General features: G+C 65.4%; 22 protein-coding genes. 8 read left to right on the top strand and 14 right to left on the bottom strand.

Annotated features, from left to right (window positions below; translation table 11 throughout):
* The first annotated feature begins 166 nt into the window (after positions 1–166).
* Positions 167–496: a LuxR family transcriptional regulator gene (locus BMX78_RS10785; protein WP_091419289.1), complete on the top strand. Its 330-nt coding sequence runs from the start codon at positions 167–169 to the stop codon at positions 494–496.
* A gap of 30 nt (positions 497–526) precedes the next feature.
* Here the strand turns inward: BMX78_RS10785 and BMX78_RS10780 are convergent, their stop codons facing one another.
* From BMX78_RS10780 to BMX78_RS10760, 5 genes are all read right to left on the bottom strand, one after another.
* Positions 527–1,651 (bottom strand): glycerate kinase, encoded by a 1,125-nt coding sequence (locus tag BMX78_RS10780; RefSeq protein WP_091419288.1) that lies wholly within the window; start codon positions 1,649–1,651, stop codon positions 527–529.
* A 145-nt stretch (positions 1,652–1,796) separates the two neighbouring features.
* Complete coding sequence (locus BMX78_RS10775; protein ID WP_091419286.1) at positions 1,797–2,606, bottom strand: SDR family oxidoreductase; 810 nt, start codon at positions 2,604–2,606, stop codon at positions 1,797–1,799.
* A 52-nt stretch (positions 2,607–2,658) separates the two neighbouring features.
* Positions 2,659–3,078 (bottom strand): hypothetical protein, encoded by a 420-nt coding sequence (locus BMX78_RS10770; RefSeq protein WP_091419284.1) that lies wholly within the window; start codon positions 3,076–3,078, stop codon positions 2,659–2,661.
* A 95-nt stretch (positions 3,079–3,173) separates the two neighbouring features.
* Positions 3,174–3,623, bottom strand: a complete 450-nt coding sequence (locus BMX78_RS10765) for a hypothetical protein (RefSeq protein WP_211482567.1) — start codon at positions 3,621–3,623, stop codon at positions 3,174–3,176.
* A 43-nt stretch (positions 3,624–3,666) separates the two neighbouring features.
* Positions 3,667–4,515, bottom strand: a complete 849-nt coding sequence (locus BMX78_RS10760; RefSeq protein ID WP_091419283.1) for a class I SAM-dependent methyltransferase — start codon at positions 4,513–4,515, stop codon at positions 3,667–3,669.
* A 251-nt stretch (positions 4,516–4,766) separates the two neighbouring features.
* Here BMX78_RS10760 and BMX78_RS10755 point away from each other — a divergent pair, with 251 nt between their 5' ends.
* The 3 genes from BMX78_RS10755 to BMX78_RS10745 all read left to right on the top strand — a co-directional run bounded on the left by BMX78_RS10755 (position 4,767) and on the right by BMX78_RS10745 (position 9,172).
* Positions 4,767–6,389 (top strand): sensor histidine kinase, encoded by a 1,623-nt coding sequence (locus BMX78_RS10755; protein ID WP_286138902.1) that lies wholly within the window; start codon positions 4,767–4,769, stop codon positions 6,387–6,389.
* Positions 6,390–6,407: 18 nt separating this feature from the next.
* A complete protein-coding gene (locus BMX78_RS10750; RefSeq protein WP_091419280.1) occupies positions 6,408–7,937 on the top strand; it encodes a putative bifunctional diguanylate cyclase/phosphodiesterase in 1,530 nt (509 codons plus the stop codon).
* A 170-nt stretch (positions 7,938–8,107) separates the two neighbouring features.
* Complete coding sequence (locus BMX78_RS10745) at positions 8,108–9,172, top strand: EAL domain-containing protein (protein WP_091419278.1); 1,065 nt, start codon at positions 8,108–8,110, stop codon at positions 9,170–9,172.
* 63 nt (positions 9,173–9,235) lie between these two features.
* On the opposite strand, the gene BMX78_RS10740 is transcribed toward BMX78_RS10745, so the two are convergent.
* Positions 9,236–9,472 (bottom strand): DUF6480 family protein, encoded by a 237-nt coding sequence (locus BMX78_RS10740; protein WP_091419276.1) that lies wholly within the window; start codon positions 9,470–9,472, stop codon positions 9,236–9,238.
* A 139-nt stretch (positions 9,473–9,611) separates the two neighbouring features.
* Here BMX78_RS10740 and BMX78_RS10735 point away from each other — a divergent pair, with 139 nt between their 5' ends.
* Positions 9,612–10,073: a hypothetical protein gene (locus BMX78_RS10735; protein WP_091419275.1), complete on the top strand. Its 462-nt coding sequence runs from the start codon at positions 9,612–9,614 to the stop codon at positions 10,071–10,073.
* Positions 10,074–10,097: 24 nt separating this feature from the next.
* Here the strand turns inward: BMX78_RS10735 and BMX78_RS10730 are convergent, their stop codons facing one another.
* From BMX78_RS10730 to BMX78_RS10695, 8 genes are all read right to left on the bottom strand, one after another.
* Positions 10,098–10,910 (bottom strand): glycerophosphodiester phosphodiesterase family protein, encoded by an 813-nt coding sequence (locus BMX78_RS10730; RefSeq protein ID WP_286138901.1) that lies wholly within the window; start codon positions 10,908–10,910, stop codon positions 10,098–10,100.
* A gap of 54 nt (positions 10,911–10,964) precedes the next feature.
* Positions 10,965–11,213, bottom strand: a complete 249-nt coding sequence (locus BMX78_RS10725; protein WP_091419272.1) for a hypothetical protein — start codon at positions 11,211–11,213, stop codon at positions 10,965–10,967.
* A gap of 95 nt (positions 11,214–11,308) precedes the next feature.
* Positions 11,309–12,127: an HAD family hydrolase gene (locus tag BMX78_RS10720; protein WP_091419270.1), complete on the bottom strand. Its 819-nt coding sequence runs from the start codon at positions 12,125–12,127 to the stop codon at positions 11,309–11,311.
* 27 nt (positions 12,128–12,154) lie between these two features.
* Entirely contained in the window at positions 12,155–13,426 is a 1,272-nt protein-coding gene (locus tag BMX78_RS10715; RefSeq protein WP_091419269.1) for an acyl-CoA dehydrogenase family protein, read from the bottom strand.
* Between the two features lie 29 nt (positions 13,427–13,455).
* Complete coding sequence (locus BMX78_RS10710; protein WP_211482566.1) at positions 13,456–14,058, bottom strand: GTP cyclohydrolase II; 603 nt, start codon at positions 14,056–14,058, stop codon at positions 13,456–13,458.
* A 197-nt stretch (positions 14,059–14,255) separates the two neighbouring features.
* Complete coding sequence (locus tag BMX78_RS10705; RefSeq protein ID WP_091419319.1) at positions 14,256–15,077, bottom strand: IclR family transcriptional regulator; 822 nt, start codon at positions 15,075–15,077, stop codon at positions 14,256–14,258.
* 84 nt (positions 15,078–15,161) lie between these two features.
* The gene (locus tag BMX78_RS10700; RefSeq protein ID WP_091419267.1) at positions 15,162–16,415 is read right to left on the bottom strand and encodes an aminopeptidase P family protein; all 1,254 of its coding nucleotides are present in this window, start codon (positions 16,413–16,415) and stop codon (positions 15,162–15,164) included.
* Between the two features lie 58 nt (positions 16,416–16,473).
* Positions 16,474–17,829 carry an MFS transporter gene (locus tag BMX78_RS10695; RefSeq protein WP_091419266.1) on the bottom strand — a complete coding sequence of 452 codons (1,356 nt, stop codon included), beginning with the start codon at positions 17,827–17,829 and terminating at the stop codon, positions 16,474–16,476.
* A gap of 478 nt (positions 17,830–18,307) precedes the next feature.
* Here BMX78_RS10695 and BMX78_RS10690 point away from each other — a divergent pair, with 478 nt between their 5' ends.
* The 3 genes from BMX78_RS10690 (at position 18,308) to BMX78_RS10680 (ending at position 22,488) form a co-directional block, all read left to right on the top strand.
* Positions 18,308–19,414 carry an S-(hydroxymethyl)mycothiol dehydrogenase gene (locus BMX78_RS10690; protein WP_091419264.1) on the top strand — a complete coding sequence of 369 codons (1,107 nt, stop codon included), beginning with the start codon at positions 18,308–18,310 and terminating at the stop codon, positions 19,412–19,414.
* Positions 19,414–20,034 carry an MBL fold metallo-hydrolase gene (locus tag BMX78_RS10685; protein ID WP_091419263.1) on the top strand — a complete coding sequence of 207 codons (621 nt, stop codon included), beginning with the start codon at positions 19,414–19,416 and terminating at the stop codon, positions 20,032–20,034. Before BMX78_RS10690 ends, BMX78_RS10685 begins: the two co-directional genes overlap by 1 nt.
* Positions 20,035–20,133: 99 nt before the next feature.
* On the top strand, positions 20,134–22,488 hold the full coding sequence (locus BMX78_RS10680; RefSeq protein ID WP_091419261.1) for an FdhF/YdeP family oxidoreductase: 2,355 nt from the start codon (positions 20,134–20,136) through the stop codon (positions 22,486–22,488).
* Positions 22,489–22,503 lie beyond the last annotated feature (15 nt).

Below are 22,503 nucleotides of genomic sequence, written 5' to 3'. Positions count from 1 at the left end.
TTGCTCTCGACAAGCACCACACAACACCCGGAGGTCCTCTTATTGCGTCAAATCAATCCCCGTGTCACTAACCTGCCGGGACAGTACAGCTAGCCTGCCTGAAGCCGGCTTCAAACCCCTTGTTTTGACCTTTGACCGTTACCCCTGAACCCGACAGGAGAACTTCATGCGTACATTCTTTCGGACAGCCCTGATGGCCCTGCTGCTCATTGCCGCACCGGCGCTTTCTGCCGGATCCGCCCACGCGGCGCCAAGCCCGTTCGGGCAGCACATCACGGCATCCCCGGGAGGGGCGTGGGCGCAGTCGGCCGCGTCTCCCACACCATCCCCCGGGGATACCGCCTCCACCGGCCCTGCCAATCCGGGCACCGGCGAATCGGCGCAAAACGAGTCCACCAGGCTCGATTACACGCCGTGGGTGATTGGCGCGGTGGTCCTGGTGGTCCTGATCCTGATCCTGATTTGGCGCCGCCGCCGCAACACCACCATTGTTTAGCCGGGCAGCCTTTAGCCAGCCGCTGCCGGGCTAGGCACCCTCGAGTACCTGGCTTGTCGCCCAGGCCAGGTACTTCGCGGCGTTGGCCACAGCGTCATCGGGGCTCGAAGCCACGTCCAGCAACTGCGCTGCGGCAACCACGCCATGCCCGGCAAGGTCTTCCGGGGTCACCAGGATCCGGCCGGCCACCACGATCACCGGAATGCCACGTTCCCGCGCAGCATCCGCGAGCGCAATCGGAGCCTTTCCGGTCAGCGACTGGCCGTCCATGGACCCTTCCCCGGTGATCACCAGGTCAGCCTCGGCGAGCTGGTCCGCCAGGCCGGTCAGTCCAGCCACCAGCGCGAAGCCGCCTTCGAGTGCGGCGTCAGTGAAGGCAAGGAACGACGCAGGGAAGCCGCCGGCGGCGCCCGCTCCCTCGACGTTGACGTCCCGGCCCGTCGCCTCCCGCAGGAGGGACGCCCAGTTGCGCAGCCCGGCGTCGAGCAGTTCCACGGCTTCCTCGTCGGCGCCCTTCTGCGGGGAGAAGACGTGGGCAGCTCCCAGCGTTCCGTACAGCGGGTTGCGCACGTCGACGGCGATGCGGAAGCTGGCAGCGGCCAGCCGGGGGTCAAGCGCAGTGGTGTCCAGTGCCACAACGTCTGCGAGCGAACCGCCACCGAGCGGCACCACATTCCCGGCGGCGTCGAGCGGCTTCAGGCCCAGGGCGCGCAGGGCCCCGCTGCCGCCGTCGGTCATGGCGGATCCGCCGAGCCCGAGGACGATTTCCGTGGCTCCCGCATCCAGGGCGGCCGCTATCAGCTGGCCGCAGCCGTAGCTGTGGGCGCGCAGGGCATTGGCCGGGGTTGGCTCCATCTCGGCAAGGCCGGAGGCCTGGGCGGTTTCAATCACAGCGGTGACCTTGCCGCCGTCGGCTTTCCTGATGGCCCAGGCTGCGCCAACCGGGGCAAGGATGGGGCCCACCACGGCGTTGATCCGCTCTTCGTAGCCGGCTGCCACCGCGGCTTCCAGGGTGCCCTCGCCGCCGTCGGCTATGGGGAACTGCGTGGCGACGGCGTCCGGGTAGACGCGCAGGGCGCCCTCGGCGATGGCGGCGGCCGCTTCAGCAGCCGTAAGGGAACCCTTGAACTTGTCCGGAGCAATAAGAATGCGCATAGGCACCATCATGCCAGCAGCCACTGGGAAAGCGCTTGCCCTCGCCGTAATACGGGCGTGCGCTACTTATGGAGTCCCGGCCGTAAGGCTCAGCCAAGCGAAGCTCTAACCTGCTGACTGTTCAACGGCGTTCAGCCGACGGCGGCTACCCCTGCCGCCATTCATGGCTGGTGATGTGGGACCCGCCCTGCGGGCCCATCTGCAGCATGCCGCCGTCCACGGCCCAGGAGGCGCCGGTGACGTAGCTCGAGGCGGGGGAAGCCAGGAACGCGATCACCGCGGCGATTTCCCTTGCGTCGCCGGGCCGTCCCAGCGGAACGCCGGGCCTGTCCTTGGTGGTGGGATCTTCGTTCTCCTGCCCCGTCATAGGGGTGGCTATTTCGCCGGGGGCCACGCTGTTGGCGGTGATGCCGTGCTCGGCAAGTTCCAGGGCCAGCGTTTTCATGAGCCCGCCCAGTCCGTGCTTGGAGGCGTCGTAGGCGGAGGATCCCACCCGCGGCTGGAATTCATGGACGCTGGTGACTGCCACCAGGCGCCCGCCCTTTCCGGCGTGGACCATGCGCCGGGCTGCGGCCTGCAGGCAGACGAACGCGCCATTGAGGTTCGTGTCCAGTGTCTGCATCCACGTTTCGACATCCAGGTCCAGGAATTTTGTCCCGTCACCGGTCCCCGCGTTGTTCACAAAGACGTCCACGCCGCCGAGCTCTTCCGCCAGTTCATCGATGACGGCGCCGGCGCCCTGGAGATCAGTGGTGTCCAGCTGCCGCACCACCGCCTTGCGGCCCAGGCTGCGGACTTCTTCCGCCGTTGCCTCAGCCCCCGCTTTGTCAGAATGCCAGGTGACACCGATATCCATCCCCGCTTGGGCCAACGCCACGGCAGTGGCCTTGCCGATTCCGGAATCTGATGCGGTGACAATGGCGGTGGCGGGGCTGAAACCTGTGGTGTCCTGCATGGTGGCTCCTCTTGGCAATCAGGTTGGCAATCAGGCGGGGCGGCTTTGGCGATCAGGCTGGGCGGCGCAGTTCCGGCGGTGGCGGATACTCGCCGTCGTCCGTTTCCGGCAGCCTGTCCGGGACCGCCATGAGCGGGACAGCAAAGGTCACCACCGGCCGGGGGTGGGCCTCATCGGCGGATCTGACGGTCAGGCTCCGGGTTCCGGGCGGCACCGAGGGGGTGAAGACCTGCAGGTTCCGCGAGCCGATGTTCGCGGACCTGAGCAGCGAGTATTCGGTGCCGAAGTGGTCCTGGAGGATGATGACCGGTTCCGGTTCGTTGTCGGAGGCCAGCTGGATGTTGACCACCAGGCCCGTGGACCAGATTTCCACTGACAGCACGGTGAAGGCGGTGGAATCCGTGACATGCCGGCCGTAGGTGGGTGGCAGCAGCATCCCGCGGAGGGAACCGGTTGGGATAAGTTCGCGCATTGTTGTTCCTGTAGGTTATGCGCCTGCCGACGACGGGACTGCGCCGGAGGTTCTCCGGCGCAGGTCTTGTGGGGGTACGGCAGGACGGATGCGGCTTAGGCGTCTTCCCGGCCGGGATTTTCCAGCCGGAAGAAATTTGATTGTTGGCCGTCGCTGCGCTGTTCCTGGTAAATGAAATTCAGTCCCCGGGAGTCGAAGGTTTCAAACCATTCCTCCCAGCTGATGTGGCGAAGCTTGTCGTTTTCGCCGCCGAAATCGATCCGCAGCACACCGAGATGGTCACCATGCTCAGTGCCTTCCACAGTGGCGGGAACGCCGTCGCGTTCCTCCGCCCACTGCCTGATGACTTCGTGGTGCGTGGTGACCAGGCTGCGGCCCTCGCGCTCCGGCTCGTCCTCCGGTGAGGTGACCTCCTGCGAGTACTTCAGGGATTTTGATGACTCCGGGCCAGTGCGGACCTTTCCGCCGTCCGGTCCTGCTCCCAGATCTTCTTCGTCCCGGTCCGCGTCAGCTTCGCGCGTGTTGTTACCTTTGTCCTGTGCCATGATGGCCATCCTTTCCCCTGGAGGTAACTAGTAAGTCTACTTACTATGGAGCCTCCGGACCAGCCTCCATGTCAAGGGCAGGGCTCGTGGCCGCTGGGGATCCTGAGGCCGGGAACGGCTGGCGGCGCGGGCGCAGCACGGCGTAGTAGCCGGGAATCCGGCTCTGCGCGGGCACGCCGGTCACTGGATTCGTTTCGATGGCGACATCGCCGTCCTCCAAGAGCTCCCAGGCCTCCTGCGGCAGGATGCTGGATCGCTCTTCAGGGCCAAAATGGCCCGGCATCGGCAGTTCGCGGATGGCACGTTCGAGGGGTGCCGGGATGTCTTTGGCTGTTGCGCCCAGATGCGAGACATAGTCCAGGGGGTTGCCCTGGAAGTTCGTTTCGGCAAGGAAGACCGTGCCGCCGCCGCCTGCCAGGACCCGAAGGTTCTTCACCAGCGCTGCCTGGTCGGCAGGATTCAGGACGTGGAGCACACCGCGGATGAACACGTTGGCGCCGCGTTCACCGGCGAGCCCGCGGGCGGCACCGGGCGCTGTCATATCCCGGGCTTCGAAACGGATGCGCCCGGCCAGGCCTGCCTGCGCTTCCGACTCCGCGCGTGCACGCGCCACCGCATGGGCGGACACGTCCACACCAACCACCTCGCGGAAGGTCCCTGCCAGCGCGCGGGTAAAACTGCCGTGTCCGCAGCCCACATCAACCAGGGGAAGTTCCGGATCCACATGGCGCAGCAGCACGTCACGGTAACCGAGGAACTCGTGGTCACGGCCCGAATCCCACAAAACCTCGCCGCCCGGGCCGGTGGCCCTGATGCCTGCCCAGTATTTGTCCCACGCCAGGCGCCGGTCCTTGGGCGCAGAACGGGACAGCCGGGCAAGCTTGGGGATCATCAGGTACTTCCGCCAGGAGGAGCGCACCGATTTCGCTGGAGAGGACACAGCCCAAATATATGTTGCGCATGGTCCACGCAGCAGTTTCAGGCCTGGCGGCGGTGCGTCGGCGTCCGCGGAGGGGGCCTCCTTCCGTCACGCTGGGGCGATGTGCAGCTTCCAAGGGAGCATCCGGGGTGCGCCGCCCTACAATGTACTCAACTGGGAGCGAAGGGGGCATTGTGGCGGCTGATTTGCCGTGGGACCCGTCTGTGCCACGCACCGCTTATGTAGCGGACCCCGACGACGGGCGGCTGGCCCTGAATGCGCGCGCACTGCGGGAAGCTGGTTATGAAGTCCGCACCGCGCGTGATGCGGACGGCCTCGCCCGCTTGCTGGCTGCAGGCGAACCTTCCGTCATCGTGGTGGACACGTCCTTGTCCGCGGTCGAAGCCGAGGCGCCAGTCCTGGTGATGGTGGATCTGGACAGCCCGGCCGAACTGGCAGCCATGCAGCCTCCCGGCGTCCACGACTGCATCGCCAAACCCCCGCCGCCCAAGGAACTGGTCCACCGGGCCACGTCCCTGATCAGCCAGGTGGCCCGGCGCAGGATCGCCCGGCAGGAGGCTGAGGCGCTGCGCGAACAGCTCCGGCAGGTTTCCGCCGCAGTGCGCGGAACCAACGATCCCCAGGAGATCGCCGGCCATGTGGTCGCTGGCTTCGGGCGAACGTTCAAGGCAGACCACGTCCGGCTGACCACGTTCGAGGACGAGCGGGTTCCCCCCATCACCGCCGCATGGACCAGGCCGGGCCTTGAACCGCTGGCTGACACCGCGCTGCCGGACGAGGACTCCGCCCGGCAGACGGCCGACATGCTGTGGGCCGGGGCCGAAACGTTGAGCTCCTCCGAGGGGTCCGAAGAGGACGGGCAAACAGGCGAGCCCGGAGGCAACCCGCGCCCTGGCCCTGCGGCCTCGCTGCTGGCGGTGCCGATGGGTGAAGGCAGCTCCTCGCTGGGAATCATCTGGATCGCGATGCTGGACGAGCCGCGGCAATGGTCCCGCGCAGAGCTTGGCCTGATCCAGCACGTGGCCGGCAATGCAGCACACGGGCTGATCCAGAGCCACCTGATCAGCAGCCAGCAGCAGGTGGTCAAGCAGCTTCGGCAGCTGGACAAGGCGAAAACCGACTTCCTCGCCACAGTGAATCACGAGCTCAGGACCCCGCTGACGTCCATCATGGCCTACCTGGACATGATCCAGGAAAGCACCGAGCAGCCCGTATCGCCCGAAGTCCACCAGATGCTGGACATCGTGGTCCGCAATACCGAGCGGCTCCGGATGCTGATCGAGGACATGCTCAGCGTGTCCCGCAATGGCCTCGAAGACAATCTGATGCATCTCACCCCGGTGCGCCTGGGCCAGACGCTGGACCTGGTGGCGGGGGCCCTGCGGCCCCTGGCCCAGCTGCAGAATGTCACTATTGCGGTGGATCCTGCACCGGAGGACCCCGAAATCCTGGCTGACGAGGTGCAGCTGCAGCAGGTATTCACGAATCTGGTGTCCAACGCCATCAAATTCACGCCAAGCGGCGGCCGGATTGAGGTGGGAAGCGAGTCCCATGCGGCGGCAGACGGCACCCGCTGGGCAACCGTCAGCGTGGCTGACACCGGCATCGGCATCTCCAGCGAGGAAATCGACCACGTTTTCACCAGGTTCTACCGGGCGTCCAATGCCATGTCCGGAGCCATTCCCGGAACCGGGCTGGGACTGGCCATTACCAAGGACATTGTGGCCCGCCATGGCGGCCGGATCGACGTGGCCTCCACCCTGGGCTCCGGCACCACCGTCACAGTGAGCCTTCCACTGGATATTGACCGCAACCGGGCCAACTGAGCGCGGAAGGAGGAACCGATGTTTGCCGACAACGACCCCCGGCTTTCGCAACTGCTCGAAGGCATTGTGCGGCTGGCATCGGGAGACCTTAATTCACGGATCAACGTTTCTGAAGCCCGCGACGAACTTGATGCCATCATTATGGGCACCAACCTCCTGGCCGAGGATCTTCAGATCATCTACGAAGAACTCGAACAGCGGGTGCAGGTACGCACCCAACTCCTGCACGAAGCCCACCTGGAAATGCAGAAAATGGCCATGCAGGACCCCCTGACCGGCCTGGCCAACCGCTCTGCGCTCATCGACGCCTTGAGGGCCGCCATCGAGGACAGCGCGGATGAGGGGCCCGTGATCCTGCTGATGGACCTGGACGCCTTTAAGTCCATCAACGACAGCCTCGGCCACACCGCCGGCGACCAGGTACTGGTCACGGTGGGCGAACGGGTCCGCGCGGCGGTGCGGGACACGGACGTCGTCGCCCGGCTGGGCGGAGACGAGTTCGCAATCGTGATGCCGGCGGTCTCCGCCGACCAGGCCGCCATCGTGGGGCACCGCATCCTGGCGTCGCTGAATGACCCGATCGAGCTGCCGGGGAGGAGCGTGCGCTGCGGGGCCAGCATCGGACTGAGCGTTGGCGGCGCCGGCCAGACGCCCGAGGACATGCTGATGGAGGCCGACGTCGCCATGTACGCCTCCAAGGCTGAGGGGCAGAACAGGCTCCACCGGTTCGAACCCGGCCTGCTGCTGGTACGTAGGCTCCGCAGCCAACTGGTGGAGGACCTCCGCACCGCTATCAGGACCGACGGATTGACCCTGCACTACCAGCCGGTAGTGGAGCTGGGCTCCGGCCGGATCGAAGGCGTGGAGGCGCTGGTCCGCTGGAACCACCCCACCCGCGGGCTCATAATGCCCGACGAATTCATTCCGTTGGCCGAGGAGGCCGGGCTGATCTCCGAACTGGGGCTGTGGGTGCTGCGGGCCTCGGTGCGCCAGCTGCGGGAATGGATCGCCGGACAGTTCGTGGACCAGCGCTTCTCCGTGCGGATCAACATCTCCGCCACGGACCTGCAAAGCCTCCAGTTCATTGAGGATGTGCGGAACGTCCTGAAGGAAACCGGCGTCCGGCCCGAACAGGTGGTCCTGGAACTGACCGAGGTGGCCATCGTCAAGGGCAATGAACTGGACCGTTACTCGCTGGGTGGGCTGCGCGGCCTCGGCGTCGGGATCGAAATCGATGACTTCGGAACAGGCTATTCGTCCATCAGCTATCTGCGCCGCTTGCCGGTGGACCGGGTCAAGGTGGACCGCTCGCTGATCGACGGCCTTGGCACCGATCCAGGCCAGCCGGCACTTGTGGCGGCTGTCCTGCAACTCATCCGGGCCTGCGGCCTGGAGGCGGTCTGGGAAGGGGTCGAAACCGCGGAACAGGCGGAGATCCTCCGCGGCCTGGGCTGCCTCAGCGCCCAGGGCTATTACTTCAGCAGGCCGGTTCCGCCGGACCAGGTTCCCGATCTGTTGGCGGCGCAGCCGGAAAGCGCTAACCAGTAAGGCGAAATGTACTGCGCTTTTGTCCGCCCCGATATACGATCATCGTGCTGGGTCTAATTTTCGTCACCGTGATTTTGCGGCTTGCCAGCATCATTGGACTTTAGAAGCGGTTATCAATTGAACATCAAAGGGCCATTGGGTCATTACTTCGTCAACTGGGGGCGTAGCTAATGTCGGTTCGAGTACAGGCGTGGGGAATCATCGCCGCTGTTTTGGGGGATCCGGATCCGTCCGGGGCCGCTGTCCGGCAACGCCTCAGCAAGAGCCTCGATGAGAATCCTGGCGTGCCCGAAAGGGCCTTGCTGGAGTATCTCCTGGAAACCCGCCGCAGCGACGCCAACACCGTTGAAACGCTGGACAGTGTCCGGAAAATGCGCTTGGAACCCAGCGCTATTCCGCCACAGCTTGCGGAACGGATTGATGCAATCCGCAGTATGTCCCGCATCAGCGCATTGCTTGAAAGCCAAATGCTGATGACGGCGTTCCAGCCCATTTATGGGCTGGCCGACGAAACAGTAGTGGGTGTCGAGGCGTTGTCGCGCTTTGTCAGCGACGACGGCGCGGCCGCGGAACTGTGGTTCGCCGAGGCAGCAGCCGTAGGCTTGGGCGCAAACCTGGAGTTTTCCGCGCTCGGGTCAGCCGCTGCCGCAGCCCGGGATCTCCCGCAAAACCTTTACGTCTCGCTGAACATTTCACCCACGTCCTGCCTGGATCCGCGGCTGCCGGAATTGTTCGAGCACATCGACCTGCCCATCAGCCGTGTGGTGCTCGAACTGACCGAATCCGTCAGTGACGAGGAGTACCCGCAGTTCATCGCCGCCATCAACCCGCTGCGCGACCAGGGCCTGCGCATCGCGGTTGATGACACCCATCCGGGGGCCGGTGCGCTGAGCCGGATGGTGCACCTGCGGCCGGACTTCCTGAAGGTTGGCCGGAACGTCATTGGCGATGTGGACAACGACGGCATCCAGCGCGCCCTTGCCGGCTGCCTGGTGGACTTCGCTGAGCAGATCGGCACCACTCTGATAGCGGAGGGCATCGAGACAGTCGGCGAGCTCAAGGTCCTGACGGAGCTGGGCATCAGCGCCGGCCAGGGCTACCTCCTGGGCCGGCCGTCGGTGCGGCCGCAGGACTGGGCGAGCTGGAACACCCGCCTGGACATGGACGGCCTGAAGAGCCAGCTTGTGGGCCCGGAACAGTCCGGGCACGTTTCGCCGCCCAAAGAGATGCACTGACAAACGACGTGCACTGATAACGAGCTGCACTGACTCAGGCCGGCCCGGCATGGGCCGGCCTGCTTACTCGTCGTGGCCCTGGTCGCCGCTCATCTGGTCCTCGGCTGGCGGCGTCTCGCCCGGAGGCACTCCCCCGCCGGGCTCCAGCCCCGTGACGTTGCCCTCCGCCGGGTCCGGATTCGGTGAGCCTGCAGAGTCCTTGCCTCCCTGTGGACCGGCGCCCTGCAGACCGGCGTCCGGGTGACGTTTGCCCGGCTGGTCAGGATTGGCGGGGTCGTTTTCCGGATGGTAACTGCTCACAGTATGGATCCTTCCTGCCCGGCCGCGGCCCATTGCCTCAGCTCTGGACTAATTGTAAGCATGCTGATAATTCTGGAAGGGTAATGCTCCGGAAAGTCCACTGGGGGCGCCGGAGCGCGATGTCGGAAGGAGCAGTCACATGGGTATCGGCGACAGCATCGGCAAGGCAGCAGAAAACGCCATGGAGGATCTCGCCGGAACGAGCGATCCCGCCGAGAAACGGGATGTTCCTGACCCCGCGGATCCCAACAGCGACGTGGAGGTCCACTCCTCCCTCAGCGAAGGGTCCAACGCCATGGAAGCGGAGAAGCAGAAGGCACCCGGGCTGAAGGCCGGACCAGCGCCAGGGCCGGTCTCGGAATCGCCCTTGGGCGGGGACGTTGACGACACCAACAATGATCGGGCGAACGACGACGGCGGGCTGGCAGGCAGTGCATCCGCTCCCGCCGGCGGGACGGAGTCGGGAGGCGGAGGCTCAACTCAGGGCGTTCCGGGGGTTTCCGGAGGATTGCCGGACAGCAACCCCGACGAGCTGAGGGCCGATCCGACCGAAGGTGACCAGGACCCGTCCACCAGCACAGGCCGGGACCTGAAGGAATAGGCCAACAGGGAATAACCCGCCCGGTCAGGACTCCTGCTGCCCGTCGGGCCACTCACCGCGTTCGCGCAGCACGTCCCGGAGCAGGTCCGCGCGGTCGGTGACGAGCCCGTCGACGCCCAACTCCAGCAGGCGGCGCATCTCAACGGGATCGTTGATGGTCCAGACATGGACCACCAGCCCCAGGGAGTGCGCACGCCGGACAAACCCGCGGGTGACCACCTCGATCCCGCCCCTGCGCGCAGGCACCTGGAGGGCGTGGACATCATGCAGGATCCGGCGCATGGCCCAGCGGAAAACAGGTCCCGGCAGCAGCCGCCCCAACACAACAAACAGGGCCACCGGAACAACGCCGGCTGACGACGCCACAGGCCGGCTCAGCAGCTTGAGCACGGCCCGCCGCCGCCGGTCCGAAAAGCTGGTCACCAGCACCCGATGGTGCGCCTGGTGGCGTTCGATGGCGGCGGCAAGGCTCCGGACGGAGTTCCAGTCCTTGACGTCCACGTTGAGGCGCGCGCCGGGAAGCCCGGTGACCAGGTCATCAAAGGTGGGGACGGGCTCACGGCCTCCGATCTTCGCCAAGGCCACGTCGGCAGCTGTCAGGCTGGCGACGCGGCCTGCGCCGTCGGTCACCCGGTCCAGAGTCTCGTCATGGAAAACGAGCACCACCCCGTCCGCTGTGGTGTGGACATCCGTTTCCAGGTACTGGTAGCCGAGTTCGACGGCGGCGCGGAACGCGGCCATCGAGTTCTCCAGCCCTTCGCGTGAAAAACCGCGGTGGGCCATGGCGACTGGCGGTTGGGCCCCGGCGCCGGAGTGGGTGAAGAATGGCAGACTCACGTTGTGAGCGTACCGGAGCGGGAGCGCCCGCAGGGCGCTGCCGCCAAGCAGCCCCTAGTCTTCGTCCGGGAGTATCTCCACACCGTCGCTGCAGTGCAGCAATGTACGCCCGCGGCCGCCGTCGAGGTTCACCCATACCGCGGTATGGTCGCCGGTGATCGCGTCCACCAGCCCGCCCGTTTCATTACCGGGCGTGAAGACCACGCGGACGCGGTCGCCCTGCCGGAGCTGTTTCCAGTGCGGAGCGGGCGTTGCCTTGCGCAGCGGCGCATCAGCAGCGCCGTGTTTTACAGTTCGTGCCATCGTTACCCCTTGAGCCGTAAGGGGAGGTGTTGCCCCCTGCTTCCACCGTAGGGAGCAAAGGTGAACGCCAGGTGAGCGCAGGCTGTGAAAAGGGCTTAGGGAAGCTGGACACCCAGCGAAGCCAACCGGGCCTCGAGGACCTGGGCCACGCCGTCGTCGTCAAAATGCGGCGCCTGCTGCCCCGCTGCGAGGATGGCCTCCGGGTGTCCGCTGGCCATCGCGTAGCCGTGGCCGGCCCAGCGGAGCATTTCGATATCGTTGGGCATGTCCCCAAAGGCCACAACGTCAGCGGCGTCAATGCCCAGCGAGGCCGCGTATTCCGCCAGCGTCACCGCTTTGTTGATACCGGGAAGGCACAGCTCCAGCATTGCAACCCCCGGCGAGGAGTGCGTGACGGCCGCCAGGTGGCCGACGGCGGGCCGCACCTCGGCGAGGAAGTCGTCAGGGGTGCCCTCCCGGACGATCGCCAGGAACTTGACCACCGAGTCATCCGCGGCGAGGGTTTCGGCGAGCGGCGCGGGGGTGAACTCGCTGAGCAGCTCGCTGGATTCGTTCTCGATGAAGCCGGGTTCGAGGTGGAAGCCGGTCAGGGTTTCGGCGGCGAACAAGGCGGCAGGGCGGAGCTCCTTGATGATCCGGCGGACCTCCAGCACGGTCCCGATGGGCAGCGTGCGGGCGGACACCAGCTTTTCCGTTTCGAGGTCCCAGACCACGGCGCCGTTGGAGCAAATGACGGTGCCGGTGTGTCCGAGCTGGTCCTGCAGGGGGTGCAGCCAGCGCGGCGGCCGCCCGGTGACAAAGACGAGTTCGACGCCGGCGTCGCGGCAGGCGTGGAAGGCGCGGACGGTGCGGTCACTGATTTTTCCATCGTGTCCAAGGATCGTTCCGTCAATATCGCTCGCTACCAACCGCATCTGGCAAGTCTACGTGGCCGTCCCCTGCTAGAAGCTTGCGACGGTGAGGCCCAGGCCCAGGAGGCCGCGGCCTGCCTGCTCAAGGATCGGATCGGTGGCCAGGGTCGGATGGTTGAGCAGGACGCTGACGTCGCGCTGGATCCGTTGAAGGGGGTGTGCAAGCCGGTGGGCGCTGCCACCGGAGCCCGCCATGATCATGGTGACAGCCTGCGCGGACGCCTCGCCGCTGAGGGCAAAGGACAGCCGGTATTGCGCCCTTTCCTCCTCGGTCATGCCCGCGCCCGATACCTGCCCCGACTGCCGCCGGTGGGACGCTGCTGCCAAACTCGCCGCTTCCGCCCAGTGCAGCCGCGCGGTGGTGACCAGTCCGTAAGCCTGGGCAAACCGGGCCTGCGCGAGCGGCGAATCACCTTGGCGGTTCTCCACAGTGTTCTTGACCTTGCGCTTGAGCATCTGTCCCCGCAACAGTTCCAGGGCATATTCCGCGGCGCCCAGGGCAGCGGACGGCGCCACGATGTTCAGGAGTGTGGCCATGGGCGTATGGATCATTGGATCCGGATGGATCCGGCTGCCGGGGTTGTCCGCAGCGGCCAGCAGTGACCATTCCATGGTTCTGTGGGCGGGGACAAACAGCCCCTCGGCATGGATGTCATTGCTCCCGGTTCCTCGAAGGCCGGCGGTGTGCCAGGTGTCCACCACCTCCACATCATCAATGGGAACGAGGCACTGCAGCCTGACTTTGTTGTGCCCGGGCCCGTCGTGTTCAACCGCCAGAAGTGCCCACTGTGAGTGCAGCACTCCCGAGGCGAAGCTCCAGCGGCCGGTGATGCGGAACCCGCCAGGCACCTTCTCGGCAATACCAAGCGGCGCTCCGGTAGCGGCGGCCAGAGGGGCGGGACCCTCCGCGAAGACTTCATCCTGGGCCGCCTTGGGCCAGCGTGCGAGCATCCAGACATGCTCGATCAGGTGTCCGACGTTCCAGGCAGTGGAAGGGCAGCCTTGCGCCAGCCTTCGCACCACCTCGACGTAGGCGTCCACGCCCATGCCGTATCCGCCCACCCCTTTTGGAGCGAGGATCTTGAAGACGCCCGCCTCCTGCAGCTCAGCCATGGTGCTCTCGGGGATTCGCCGGAGGCGTTCCGTTTCCTCGGCGCGCTCCCGCAGCCGGGGAATAAGGGCATCGACGCGGGCGAGCAGTTCATCATGGGTGGGGATATACCCGTGCGCCTTGCTCAAAGCATGGAAGCCGGCGTCAAGGTCCAGCGGCGCAATCGCGGTGTCGTCAAGAAAAATTGTCATGTGCGGTCCTGTTCGGAAAATGGCCGGGTTCAGGCGGGCAGGTTCAGCGTGTGGCCGGTGTGGTCCCGCTTGGCTGCCAGGTAGCGGTGGTTGGCTTCGGAGAGGTGCACGCCGGTGGGAACCTGCTCGGCGACGCTGATGCCGTGGCTGCTGAGTTGCGCCGCCTTGTCCGGGTTGTTGCTCAACAGCCGGATGGAGTCCACACCCAGGGTGGTGAGCATCTGGGCGGCAGCGGTGTAGTCCCGTTCGTCCTCGCCGTGCCCCAGGGCAACGTTGGCTTCGTAGGTATCCAGACCCGTGTCCTGGAGTGCGTAGGCATCCAGCTTTGCGTAAAGACCGATTCCGCGGCCTTCCTGCCGGAGGTAGAGAAGGAAGCCGCCGGTGGCCGCAACTGCTTCGACACCTTCGCGAAGCTGGGCCCCGCAGTCGCAGCGTTCACTGCCGAAGACGTCTCCGGTGAGGCATTCACTGTGGAGCCGGACCAGGGGCGCCGGGCGCCCGGGCCCCTGCTGCAGCAATGCCTGTTCCCATTCGCCCAGCGCGAGGAGCAGGTGCTCTTTGCCATCGGCCAGCCCGTGGAAGGTCATAACGTCGGCCGGGACTGTGAATCCGTCGTCGAACCGAAGCGGCACGGAGACCTGGCTTCGACAGTTACCTTCCTTCCCGCTGCTTCCTGGGTCCACACAGTGGCGGCATCGGCGAAGCCGGGGACGTGCTGTTCAAAGGTTGCGGTCATGTCAGTTCCTAGCGGAGGTGGTTGAATCTTCAACTAACCTTACGCCTCATTACTTGAAGCTTCAAGCCTTTTGGTGGAACAAACCGCAGGACCTCAGACCTCCGTAGGAACTCCTTGCTTCCGGCCGGTACCACCCAGCCGGGCCGTAACCTTCGCTGCCGCGGCGGCACAGGATTCCCCGAGCGCCTGGAGGCGGTCCTGCGACACCCGGAACCGCGGAGCCGGGATCAGGACCGCGGCCACCATCTCGCCGCGGTGGTCGAAGACGGGGGCAGCAAGTCCCACTTCGTCGATGGAGGTTTCGCCGTAGTTGATGGCCCAGCCGCGCCGCGCGTCGTCCTTCAACCGGACGAGGTACGCGTCCAGGCTGGCTTCGTCCAGGCCGGGGTAGGTGATGGCGCCGCTGCTGAGGAGGGAACGGACACGGGGTTCGGATTCCTGGGCCAGGAAGACCTGTACTGAGGCGCTGAAGGCATCACTGTAACGGGCGCCAAGCGGCGTGGTGTGCTTGATCTGGTGGCGGCTGGCGATCTGTTCCACGCAGATGGATTCATCGCCGCTCCACACCATCAGGGCGCTGGTTTCCCCGGTTTGTTCAGACAGCTCACGGAGCACGGGGTAGGCCACACGGCGCTCCTCAAGTTCGGCCAGCAGGGGCCCTGCCACGGCAATCAGTCCCAGTCCCAGCCGGAACCGGCGCGTCTCGGCGTCCCTCTCCACCAGGTGCTCCTGCTCAAAGGTGGCCAGGATCCGGGAGACCGTGCTCTTGTGCAGGCCTACGCGGTTGGCGATCTCGGTGACTCCGAGGAGCGGCTCGTCCGCGGTAAATGTCCGGAGGACGGCGATGGCGTTGACGATGACGGAAGCGCCCTTGGTGTCGCCGTTGCCAGTGGTTTCGGGTTCTGTTGCGCTCATGATGTAGACCATCATTCCCTAATGAAGGCCGAAAGCGGCGCCGGTATGGTCCCGGCGCCGCCTCGGATATGGGTGCTGCCGCTTTTAGGCTCCGATGATGTTGTATTCGGGGCCGAACGGGAACTTGGTGATGTTTTCCGCACCGTCTTCGCCCACCACCAGGATGTCGTGCTCGCGGTAGCCGCCGGCGCCGGGCTGGCCGTCCAGGACCGTGATCATCGGTTCCATGGAAACCACCATGCCCGGTTCCAGCACAGTGTCGATGTCCTCGCGGAGCTCCAGCCCGGCTTCCCGGCCGTAGTAGTGGCTGAGGACGCCGAAGGAGTGCCCGTAGCCGAAGGTGCGGTTGGCCAGCAGGCCATGGCCGACGTAGATCTCGTTCAGCTCGGCGGCGATGTCCTTGCAGACGGCGCCGGGCTTGATGAGCTCCAGGCCGCGCTTGTGCACCTCCACGTTGATGTTCCACAGCTCCAGTGAGCGGGCGTCCGGCTCGCCGTAGAACAGGGTGCGCTCAAGGGCGGTGTAGTAGCCCGAGGTCATGGGGAAGCAGTTCAGGGACAGGATGTCGTGTTCCTGGATCTTGCGGGTGGTGGCCCAGTTGTGGGCGCCGTCGGTGTTGATGCCGGACTGGAACCACACCCAGGTGTCGCGGATTTCGGAGTTGGGGAAGGTCCTGGCAATCTCATGGACCATGGCCTCGGTGCCGATCAGGGCCACCTCGTATTCGGTGATTCCTGCTGTGATGGCGTTGCGGATCGCCTCGCCGCCAAGGTCCCCGATGCGGGCACCGTGCTTGATGACTTCGATTTCCTCGGCCGACTTGATCATGCGCTGGCGCATCGCTGCCTGGGCCACGTCCACCAGGGCCGCGGACGGGAATGCCGCCTGGATCTTGTTGCGGTTGTCCAGCGGCAGGGAGTCGTCTTCGACCCCGAGCCTGCGGACGCTGACGCCGCGGGTGCGCAGCACCTCCTGGATGGCGAAGATGTAATTGTCGCGGCGCCAGTCGGTGTAGACGATGTTGTCGCCGTAGCTGCGGCGCCACGGCATGCCGGCGTCGATATTGGCGGTGACGGTGACGGTGTCGTCCTTGGTGACCACCATGGCGTACGAGCGGCCAAAGTAGGTGAAGAGGAAGTCGGAGTAGTACTTGATGGAGTGGTAGCTGGTGAGGACGACGGCGTCGAGGTCCTTCTCGGCCATGATGCTGCGGAGGCCGGCGAGGCGGCGCTCGAACTCGGTGTCGGAGAAGGTGAGGCTGACCTTTTCGCCGTTCTTGAGGACCTTCAGGCGCTCCAGTTGGGCGACGGACGTTGCGTTCTCGGTGGTGATGGTCATCGCAATGATGCCTTTCTGTTGATGCATTTCTTGAGGTGAGGTTGGTCTGGAAGGGAAGCTATTCGTGGCGCAGGGGCTCCCTGCAGGTTTCCCTGGACAGGGCCACGGCCACGAGGGACACCAGGGCGGCGGCGACCAGGTACCAGGCCGGCGCGAGGTCGTTGGCCGTGGCGGCGATCAGGAGGGTGGCCATAAACGGGGCGGTGCCGCCGAACAGGGCATTGGAGAGGTTGAAGCTGACGGCGAAGCCGCTGTAGCGGACGCGGGTGGGGAACATCTCGGCCAGGAAGCTGGGGAGCGTGCCGTCATTGAGGGTGAGCATGGCGCCCAGCAGGATCTGGACCAGGACCACCACCAGGAAGTTTCCCGTTCCCAGCAGGGCGAAAGCCGGCACTGTCAGCAGGATGAAGCTGACCGATGCGGCAATCAGTACCTTCTTGCGGCCATACCGGTCCGAGAGCATTCCCGTGAGGAAGATGAAGCCGATGTAGGTGACAAGCGCCACCGTAGTGGCCAGGAATGATTCGGTAGCGCCCAGGCCAAGCTCGGAGGACAGGTACGTGGGCATGTAGCTGAGGATGACGTAGAAGCCGACGGCGTTGAGCAGCACTGCCCCGACGGCCTGGAGCAGCTGCCGCCAGTGGTTCCGGAAGAGACTGGAAACCGGTGCCTTGACGGCCTCGTCCTCCTTGGCCAGTTCGCGGAAGACCGGGGTGTCTTCGAGCTTGGTACGGATGTACCGGCCGATGAGCCCCATCGGGGCAGCCAGGAGGAAGGGCAGGCGCCAGCCCCAGCTGTGCATCGCTTCGGAGCTGAGCAGTGTTGTCAGCAGGCCGGCGAGCAATGACCCCAGGAGCAGCCCGGCGGCCGTGCTGGCGGGCACGACGGCGGCATACAAACCGCGCCGGTTGGCGGGGGCGTATTCCACCAGGAACGCTGATGCTCCGGCGTATTCTCCCGAGGCGGAGAAGCCCTGGACCACCCTGATGACCAGGAGCAGGACCGGAGCCCACAGCCCGATCATGTTGTATCCGGGGATCAGGGCAATGCAGAACGTGGCCCCGGACATGATCAGGATGGACAGCGAGAGGGCGGTTCGCCTGCCCACCCGGTCTCCGATATGCCCCCATACAAAACCGCCGAGGGGGCGTACCAGGAATGAGATCGCAAACAGGGCAAAGGTCAGGAGGAGCCCGGCCTGGGGATCCGTTTGTGGGAAAAAGACTGCAGCGATGGTGACGGCCAGGTAGCCGTAGACCGCGTAGTCGAACCATTCAACAAAGTTTCCAATGAAGCTGGCCGCGATCACCCGGCGGCGCGTTTCCTTGCTGACGGCACTGTCAGCGGAATTCGAGCCACCGGGCTCCGCGTGCAGACCCTGGTTCCGGGCCACGGAGGAAGTTTCGTTACTCATGTATCCACCAAAGTTGTTGTGGTTGCATTCAGCGCAACGCTGTTGCATCAGATTAGGCGTGATGGCCGCCACAGTCAATAGGCTGGAGAGCTGGGCGTCGAGGCGGAGTTGCCTAGGCGAAGGAGGCGTCGACCAGAACGGTTGAAGCGTGAGACGATGAACGGAAGTTGCTTCAGTAGCAGCTCTGTTGCATCAAAGAGGACGCGCGACGCCACTGAGCGCGCTCGACGAGCCGCAGTGACGGGCCGTTCTATTGACACCCCGCAGGCCGACTGACATATTTCGAGTACGCATAATGTGAATCGTGTTGTTCATTACGCAATTCAGGATTCACAACGCAGGTGGAGCGAACGGGATCGACCATCCCTTTGGGGCCGGTTACCTACCCCTTCGGGTAGCCGCCGGAAGGAGCCGCGGCTCCTAGAATTGTTTGTCGGGTCGGGATCGTCGTTCGGCCAACGAAAGGAACACAGGAACCATGGTTCACAAGGTCAAGGCAGTCATTGCCAAGGAAAAGAACGCCCCCGTGTCAGTTGAGACCATCCTGGTGCCGGATCCCGGACCAGGCGAGGCACTGGTGGACATCCTCACCTGCGGCGTCTGCCACACGGACCTGCATTACAAGCAGGGCGGGATCAACGATGAATTCCCCTTCCTGCTGGGCCATGAAGCAACCGGTGTTGTCAGCGCGGTGGGTGACGGGGTTACCTCCATCGCCCCGGGCGACCGCGTCATCCTGAACTGGCGTGCGGTGTGCGGCGAATGCCGGGCGTGCGCCAAGGGCCAGCCGCAGTACTGCTTCAACACAGCCAACGCCACCCAGAAGATGACCCTTGAGGACGGCACCGAACTCTCCCCCGCCCTGGGTATCGGCGCCTTCGCCGAGAAGACCCTGGTCGCCGCCGGGCAGTGCACCAAAGTGGACCCCGACGTTGATGCCGCCGCCGTGGGCCTGCTGGGCTGCGGTGTAATGGCCGGCATCGGCGCCGCCATCAATACCGGCGAGGTCAAGCGCGGCGAGTCCGTGGCCGTGATCGGCTGCGGCGGTGTGGGCATCGCCGCAATTGCCGGCGCCAAGCTGGCCGGCGCCACCACCATCATCGCTGTGGACATCGACGCCAACAAGGTCGAAATGGCCAAGGCGCTGGGCGCCACGCACGGCATCGACTCCAGCAAGGAAGACCCCATCGAGGCCATCCGTGCCCTCACGGGAGGCAACGGAGCTGATGTGGTGATTGACGCCGTCGGCCGCCCTGAAACGTACAAGCAGGCCTTCTACGCCCGCGACCTCGCCGGCCGCGTGGTCCTGGTGGGCGTTCCCACCCCGGACATGCAGCTGGAACTGCCCCTGCTGGACGTCTTCGGCCGGGGTGGCTCGCTGAAATCCTCCTGGTACGGCGACTGCCTGCCCTCCCGCGACTTCCCCATGCTGGTGAGCCACTACAAGCAGGGCAACCTGGACCTGGACGCTTTTGTCTCCGAGCGCATCAGCATCGACCAGGTGGAGGAAGCCTTCGAGAAGATGCACGAGGGCAAGGTCCTGCGCTCCGTTGTTGAACTGCCTGCCGCGGGGGCGGTTTCCTGATGACCGTCCGGATCGAGAACCTGGTCACCTCTGGCACTTTTTCGCTCGACGGCGGCACCTGGGACGTGGACAACAACGTCTGGATCGTGGGCAACGACGAGGAATGCGTCATTATCGATTCCCCGCACGACGCCTCCGCCATCCTCAACCAGGTTGGTGGCCGGAAGGTCAAAGCCATCCTGCTGACCCACGCGCACAATGACCACATCGGCGCCGCACGCGAGGTGGCTGACGCCGTCGGCGCACCCATCTACCTCAACCCGGAGGACCTGGTCCTCTGGGAACAGGTCTACCCGGACACCGGGCCGGACCAGGAACTGCACGACGGCGACGTCTTTGAGGTGGCTGGGGCGACCCTCAAGGCCATCCACACCCCGGGGCACTCCCCCGGTTCCACGTGCTTCCGCCTGGAAAGCGAAGGAACGGTCTTCACCGGGGACACGCTCTTCAACGGCGGCCCGGGTGCCACCGGGCGGTCCTACAGCGACTACCCCACCATCCTCACCTCGATCCGGGAACGGTTGCTGACGCTGCCCGGCGACACGGTGGTCCGCACCGGACACGGCGACAACACCACCATCGCCGCGGAGCAGGAAACCCTGGCGAAGGTCGCCCTATAGCCATCGAAGTACCAGAAGTGTCCAGCAAAGGCGCACCAGGAACCTTGGTGCGCCTTTGCTGGTGCCAGAACTACGTATGCCGGTAAGGAAGTTGGAACGATGAAGTTCGGTAAGCAGCCCGCCCCCGTCGCGGACATCAATGAGGACGACCTCGAAGTCCACAAGCCCAAGACCGAGGCGGCCGGTGTTAAAGCCGTGATGGTGGCGCTGGAACGCGCCGTGGCGCAGGCCGGTGTGACCCGGACTGCGCAGTCGTTGCTCCGGTTGAACCAGCGCGGCGGCTTTGACTGCCCCGGATGCGCCTGGCCTGAGTCGGACAAGAAGCGCAAGGCGGCCGAGTTCTGCGAGAACGGCGCCAAGGCCGTGGCCGAGGAAAACACCCTCCGGACGGTCGGCGCCGAGTTCTGGGCCAAGCATTCCATCGCCGAACTGTCCACCAAGACCGAATACTGGCTGGGCAACCAGGGCCGGCTCAGCGAACCGGTGGTGATCCGGGAAGGTGAAACACACTACTCGCCGATCTCCTGGGCTGACGCGTTTGAACTGATCGGGGAGCACGTCCGGGCTTCCACCCCTGACCGGTGCGTTTTCTACACCTCCGGCCGGACCGCGAACGAGACAGCCTTTATGTACCAGCTGTACGCCCGGGCCCTGGGCACGAACAACCTGCCGGACTGCTCCAACATGTGCCACGAGTCCTCCGGCTCGGCGCTGAACCCGACCATCGGCATCGGCAAGGGCACCGTCTCGCTCGAGGACATCCACGACGCCGAGCTGATCTTTGTGGTGGGCCAGAACCCCGGCACCAACCACCCGCGCATGCTGTCCGCGCTGAAGGAATGCAAGGACAAGGGCGGCAAGGTGGTGGCGGTCAACCCGCTGCCCGAGGCCGGGCTGTTCAACTTCAAGGACCCGCAGACCGTCTCCGGCGTCGTCGGCGGCGGCACACCCCTCGCGGATGAATACCTGCAGATCAAGGTGGGCGGGGACCTGGCCCTGTTCCAGGCGCTGGGCCACCTGCTCCTGGAGGCTGAAGAACAAAACCCTGGGACCGTCGTCGACCATTCCTTCATCGCCGCCCAGACGGACGGGTTCGACGCCTACCGCCAGGCCCGCGCCACGCTGGACTGGGCCGAGACCGAAAAGGCCACCGGCCTGACCCGCGCACAGATCGAAACAGTGGCCGGGATGCTCATCAAGTCCAAGGCGTCCATCTTCTGCTGGGCCCTGGGCGTGACGCAGCAGCCGCACTCGGTGGACACCATCAAGGAAATGGTCAACGTCCTGCTCCTGCAGGGCAACTTCGGCAAGCCCGGCGCCGGTGCCTGCCCGGTCCGCGGGCACTCCAACGTCCAGGGCGACCGGACTATGGGTATCTGGGAAAAACCCAAGGAATGGCTCCTCGAAGCCCTCGATTCCGAGTTCGGGATCACCTCCCCCCGGCATCACGGCTACGACGCTGTCGAGGCCATGGAAGCGTTCGAACGCGACGAGGTGGACGTGTTCGTATCGATGGGCGGGAACTTCTCGCTGGCCTGCTCGGACACCGAGACCCTGGAAGCCGGGATGCAGCGGATCGGACTGACCGTGCACATCTCCACCAAGCCGAACCGCTCGCACATCGTCCATGGCCGCACCTCGCTGATCCTGCCCACGCTGGGCCGGACGGACAAGGACGACAAGCACCCCAAGGGCGCCCAGTTCCTCTCCGTGGAGGACTCCATGTCCGTGGTCCACTCCACCCAGGGCCGGCTCACGCCGGTCTCCGAGCACCTGCTCGCCGAACCCGTCATCGTGGCCCGCATGGCCGAGGCGACCTTCGGCCCGGACCACCCGGTGGACTGGAAAGCCATGGCCGAGGACTACGACGTAATCCGCGACCACATCGAACGCGTCCTGCCCGGCTTCGAGGACTTCAACGCCCGCGTCCGGACCAAAAACGGGTTCGTGCTGCCCAACCCGCCGCGCGACACCCGGTCCTTCAAAACCGACATTGGCCGCGGCCGTTTTACGGTCAGCCCGCTGGAATACCTCACCCCGCCCGACGGGCACCTGGTCCTGCAGACCATCCGCAGCCACGACCAGTACAACACCACCTACTACGGGCTGGATGACCGGTACCGCGGCATCTCCGGCGGCCGGCGCGTGATCCTCATCCACCCCGAAGACCTCGTCGAGCTCGGTTTCGAGGACCGCGACCTCGTGGATGTGGTGAGCACCTTCCGCGGGCACGACCGGACAGCGGACAAGTTCCGGCTCGTGGCCTACCCCACCGCAAAGGGCTGCGCCGCCGCCTACTTCCCCGAAGCCAACGCCCTGGTCCACAAAGAAAACGTGGCCCGCGAGTCCAACACCCCCGGCTTCAAAGCCATGTTCGTCCGCTTCACGCCGCACGTCGCGGAAAGCGCCGCCGAGGTGGCTGCCGAAGAGCTGGAGCCCGCCGCCGCAGGCTAGAAGAGCAACGGCCAC

Origin of the sequence: Arthrobacter sp. OV608 (assembly GCA_900110595.1) — a bacterium.
Lineage (GTDB): Bacteria > Actinomycetota > Actinomycetes > Actinomycetales > Micrococcaceae > Arthrobacter.
This window is presented reverse-complemented; position numbering and strand designations above follow the sequence as displayed.

Excerpts from the sequence above, each read along its gene's own strand:
- BMX78_RS10785 (WP_091419289.1), top strand. The coding sequence starts at position 167 with ATGCGTACATTCTTTCGGACAGCCCTGATGGCCCTGCTGCTCATTGCC.
- BMX78_RS10780 (WP_091419288.1), bottom strand. The coding sequence starts at position 1,651 with ATGCGCATTCTTATTGCTCCGGACAAGTTCAAGGGTTCCCTTACGGCT.
- BMX78_RS10775 (WP_091419286.1), bottom strand. The coding sequence starts at position 2,606 with ATGCAGGACACCACAGGTTTCAGCCCCGCCACCGCCATTGTCACCGCA.
- BMX78_RS10770 (WP_091419284.1), bottom strand. The coding sequence starts at position 3,078 with ATGCGCGAACTTATCCCAACCGGTTCCCTCCGCGGGATGCTGCTGCCA.
- BMX78_RS10765 (WP_211482567.1), bottom strand. The coding sequence starts at position 3,623 with ATGGCACAGGACAAAGGTAACAACACGCGCGAAGCTGACGCGGACCGG.
- BMX78_RS10760 (WP_091419283.1), bottom strand. The coding sequence starts at position 4,515 with ATGATCCCCAAGCTTGCCCGGCTGTCCCGTTCTGCGCCCAAGGACCGG.
- BMX78_RS10750 (WP_091419280.1), top strand. The coding sequence starts at position 6,408 with ATGTTTGCCGACAACGACCCCCGGCTTTCGCAACTGCTCGAAGGCATT.
- BMX78_RS10745 (WP_091419278.1), top strand. The coding sequence starts at position 8,108 with ATGTCGGTTCGAGTACAGGCGTGGGGAATCATCGCCGCTGTTTTGGGG.
- BMX78_RS10735 (WP_091419275.1), top strand. The coding sequence starts at position 9,612 with ATGGGTATCGGCGACAGCATCGGCAAGGCAGCAGAAAACGCCATGGAG.
- BMX78_RS10725 (WP_091419272.1), bottom strand. The coding sequence starts at position 11,213 with ATGGCACGAACTGTAAAACACGGCGCTGCTGATGCGCCGCTGCGCAAG.
- BMX78_RS10720 (WP_091419270.1), bottom strand. The coding sequence starts at position 12,127 with ATGCGGTTGGTAGCGAGCGATATTGACGGAACGATCCTTGGACACGAT.
- BMX78_RS10715 (WP_091419269.1), bottom strand. The coding sequence starts at position 13,426 with ATGACAATTTTTCTTGACGACACCGCGATTGCGCCGCTGGACCTTGAC.
- BMX78_RS10705 (WP_091419319.1), bottom strand. The coding sequence starts at position 15,077 with ATGAGCGCAACAGAACCCGAAACCACTGGCAACGGCGACACCAAGGGC.
- BMX78_RS10700 (WP_091419267.1), bottom strand. The coding sequence starts at position 16,415 with ATGACCATCACCACCGAGAACGCAACGTCCGTCGCCCAACTGGAGCGC.
- BMX78_RS10695 (WP_091419266.1), bottom strand. The coding sequence starts at position 17,829 with ATGAGTAACGAAACTTCCTCCGTGGCCCGGAACCAGGGTCTGCACGCG.
- BMX78_RS10690 (WP_091419264.1), top strand. The coding sequence starts at position 18,308 with ATGGTTCACAAGGTCAAGGCAGTCATTGCCAAGGAAAAGAACGCCCCC.
- BMX78_RS10685 (WP_091419263.1), top strand. The coding sequence starts at position 19,414 with ATGACCGTCCGGATCGAGAACCTGGTCACCTCTGGCACTTTTTCGCTC.
- BMX78_RS10680 (WP_091419261.1), top strand. The coding sequence starts at position 20,134 with ATGAAGTTCGGTAAGCAGCCCGCCCCCGTCGCGGACATCAATGAGGAC.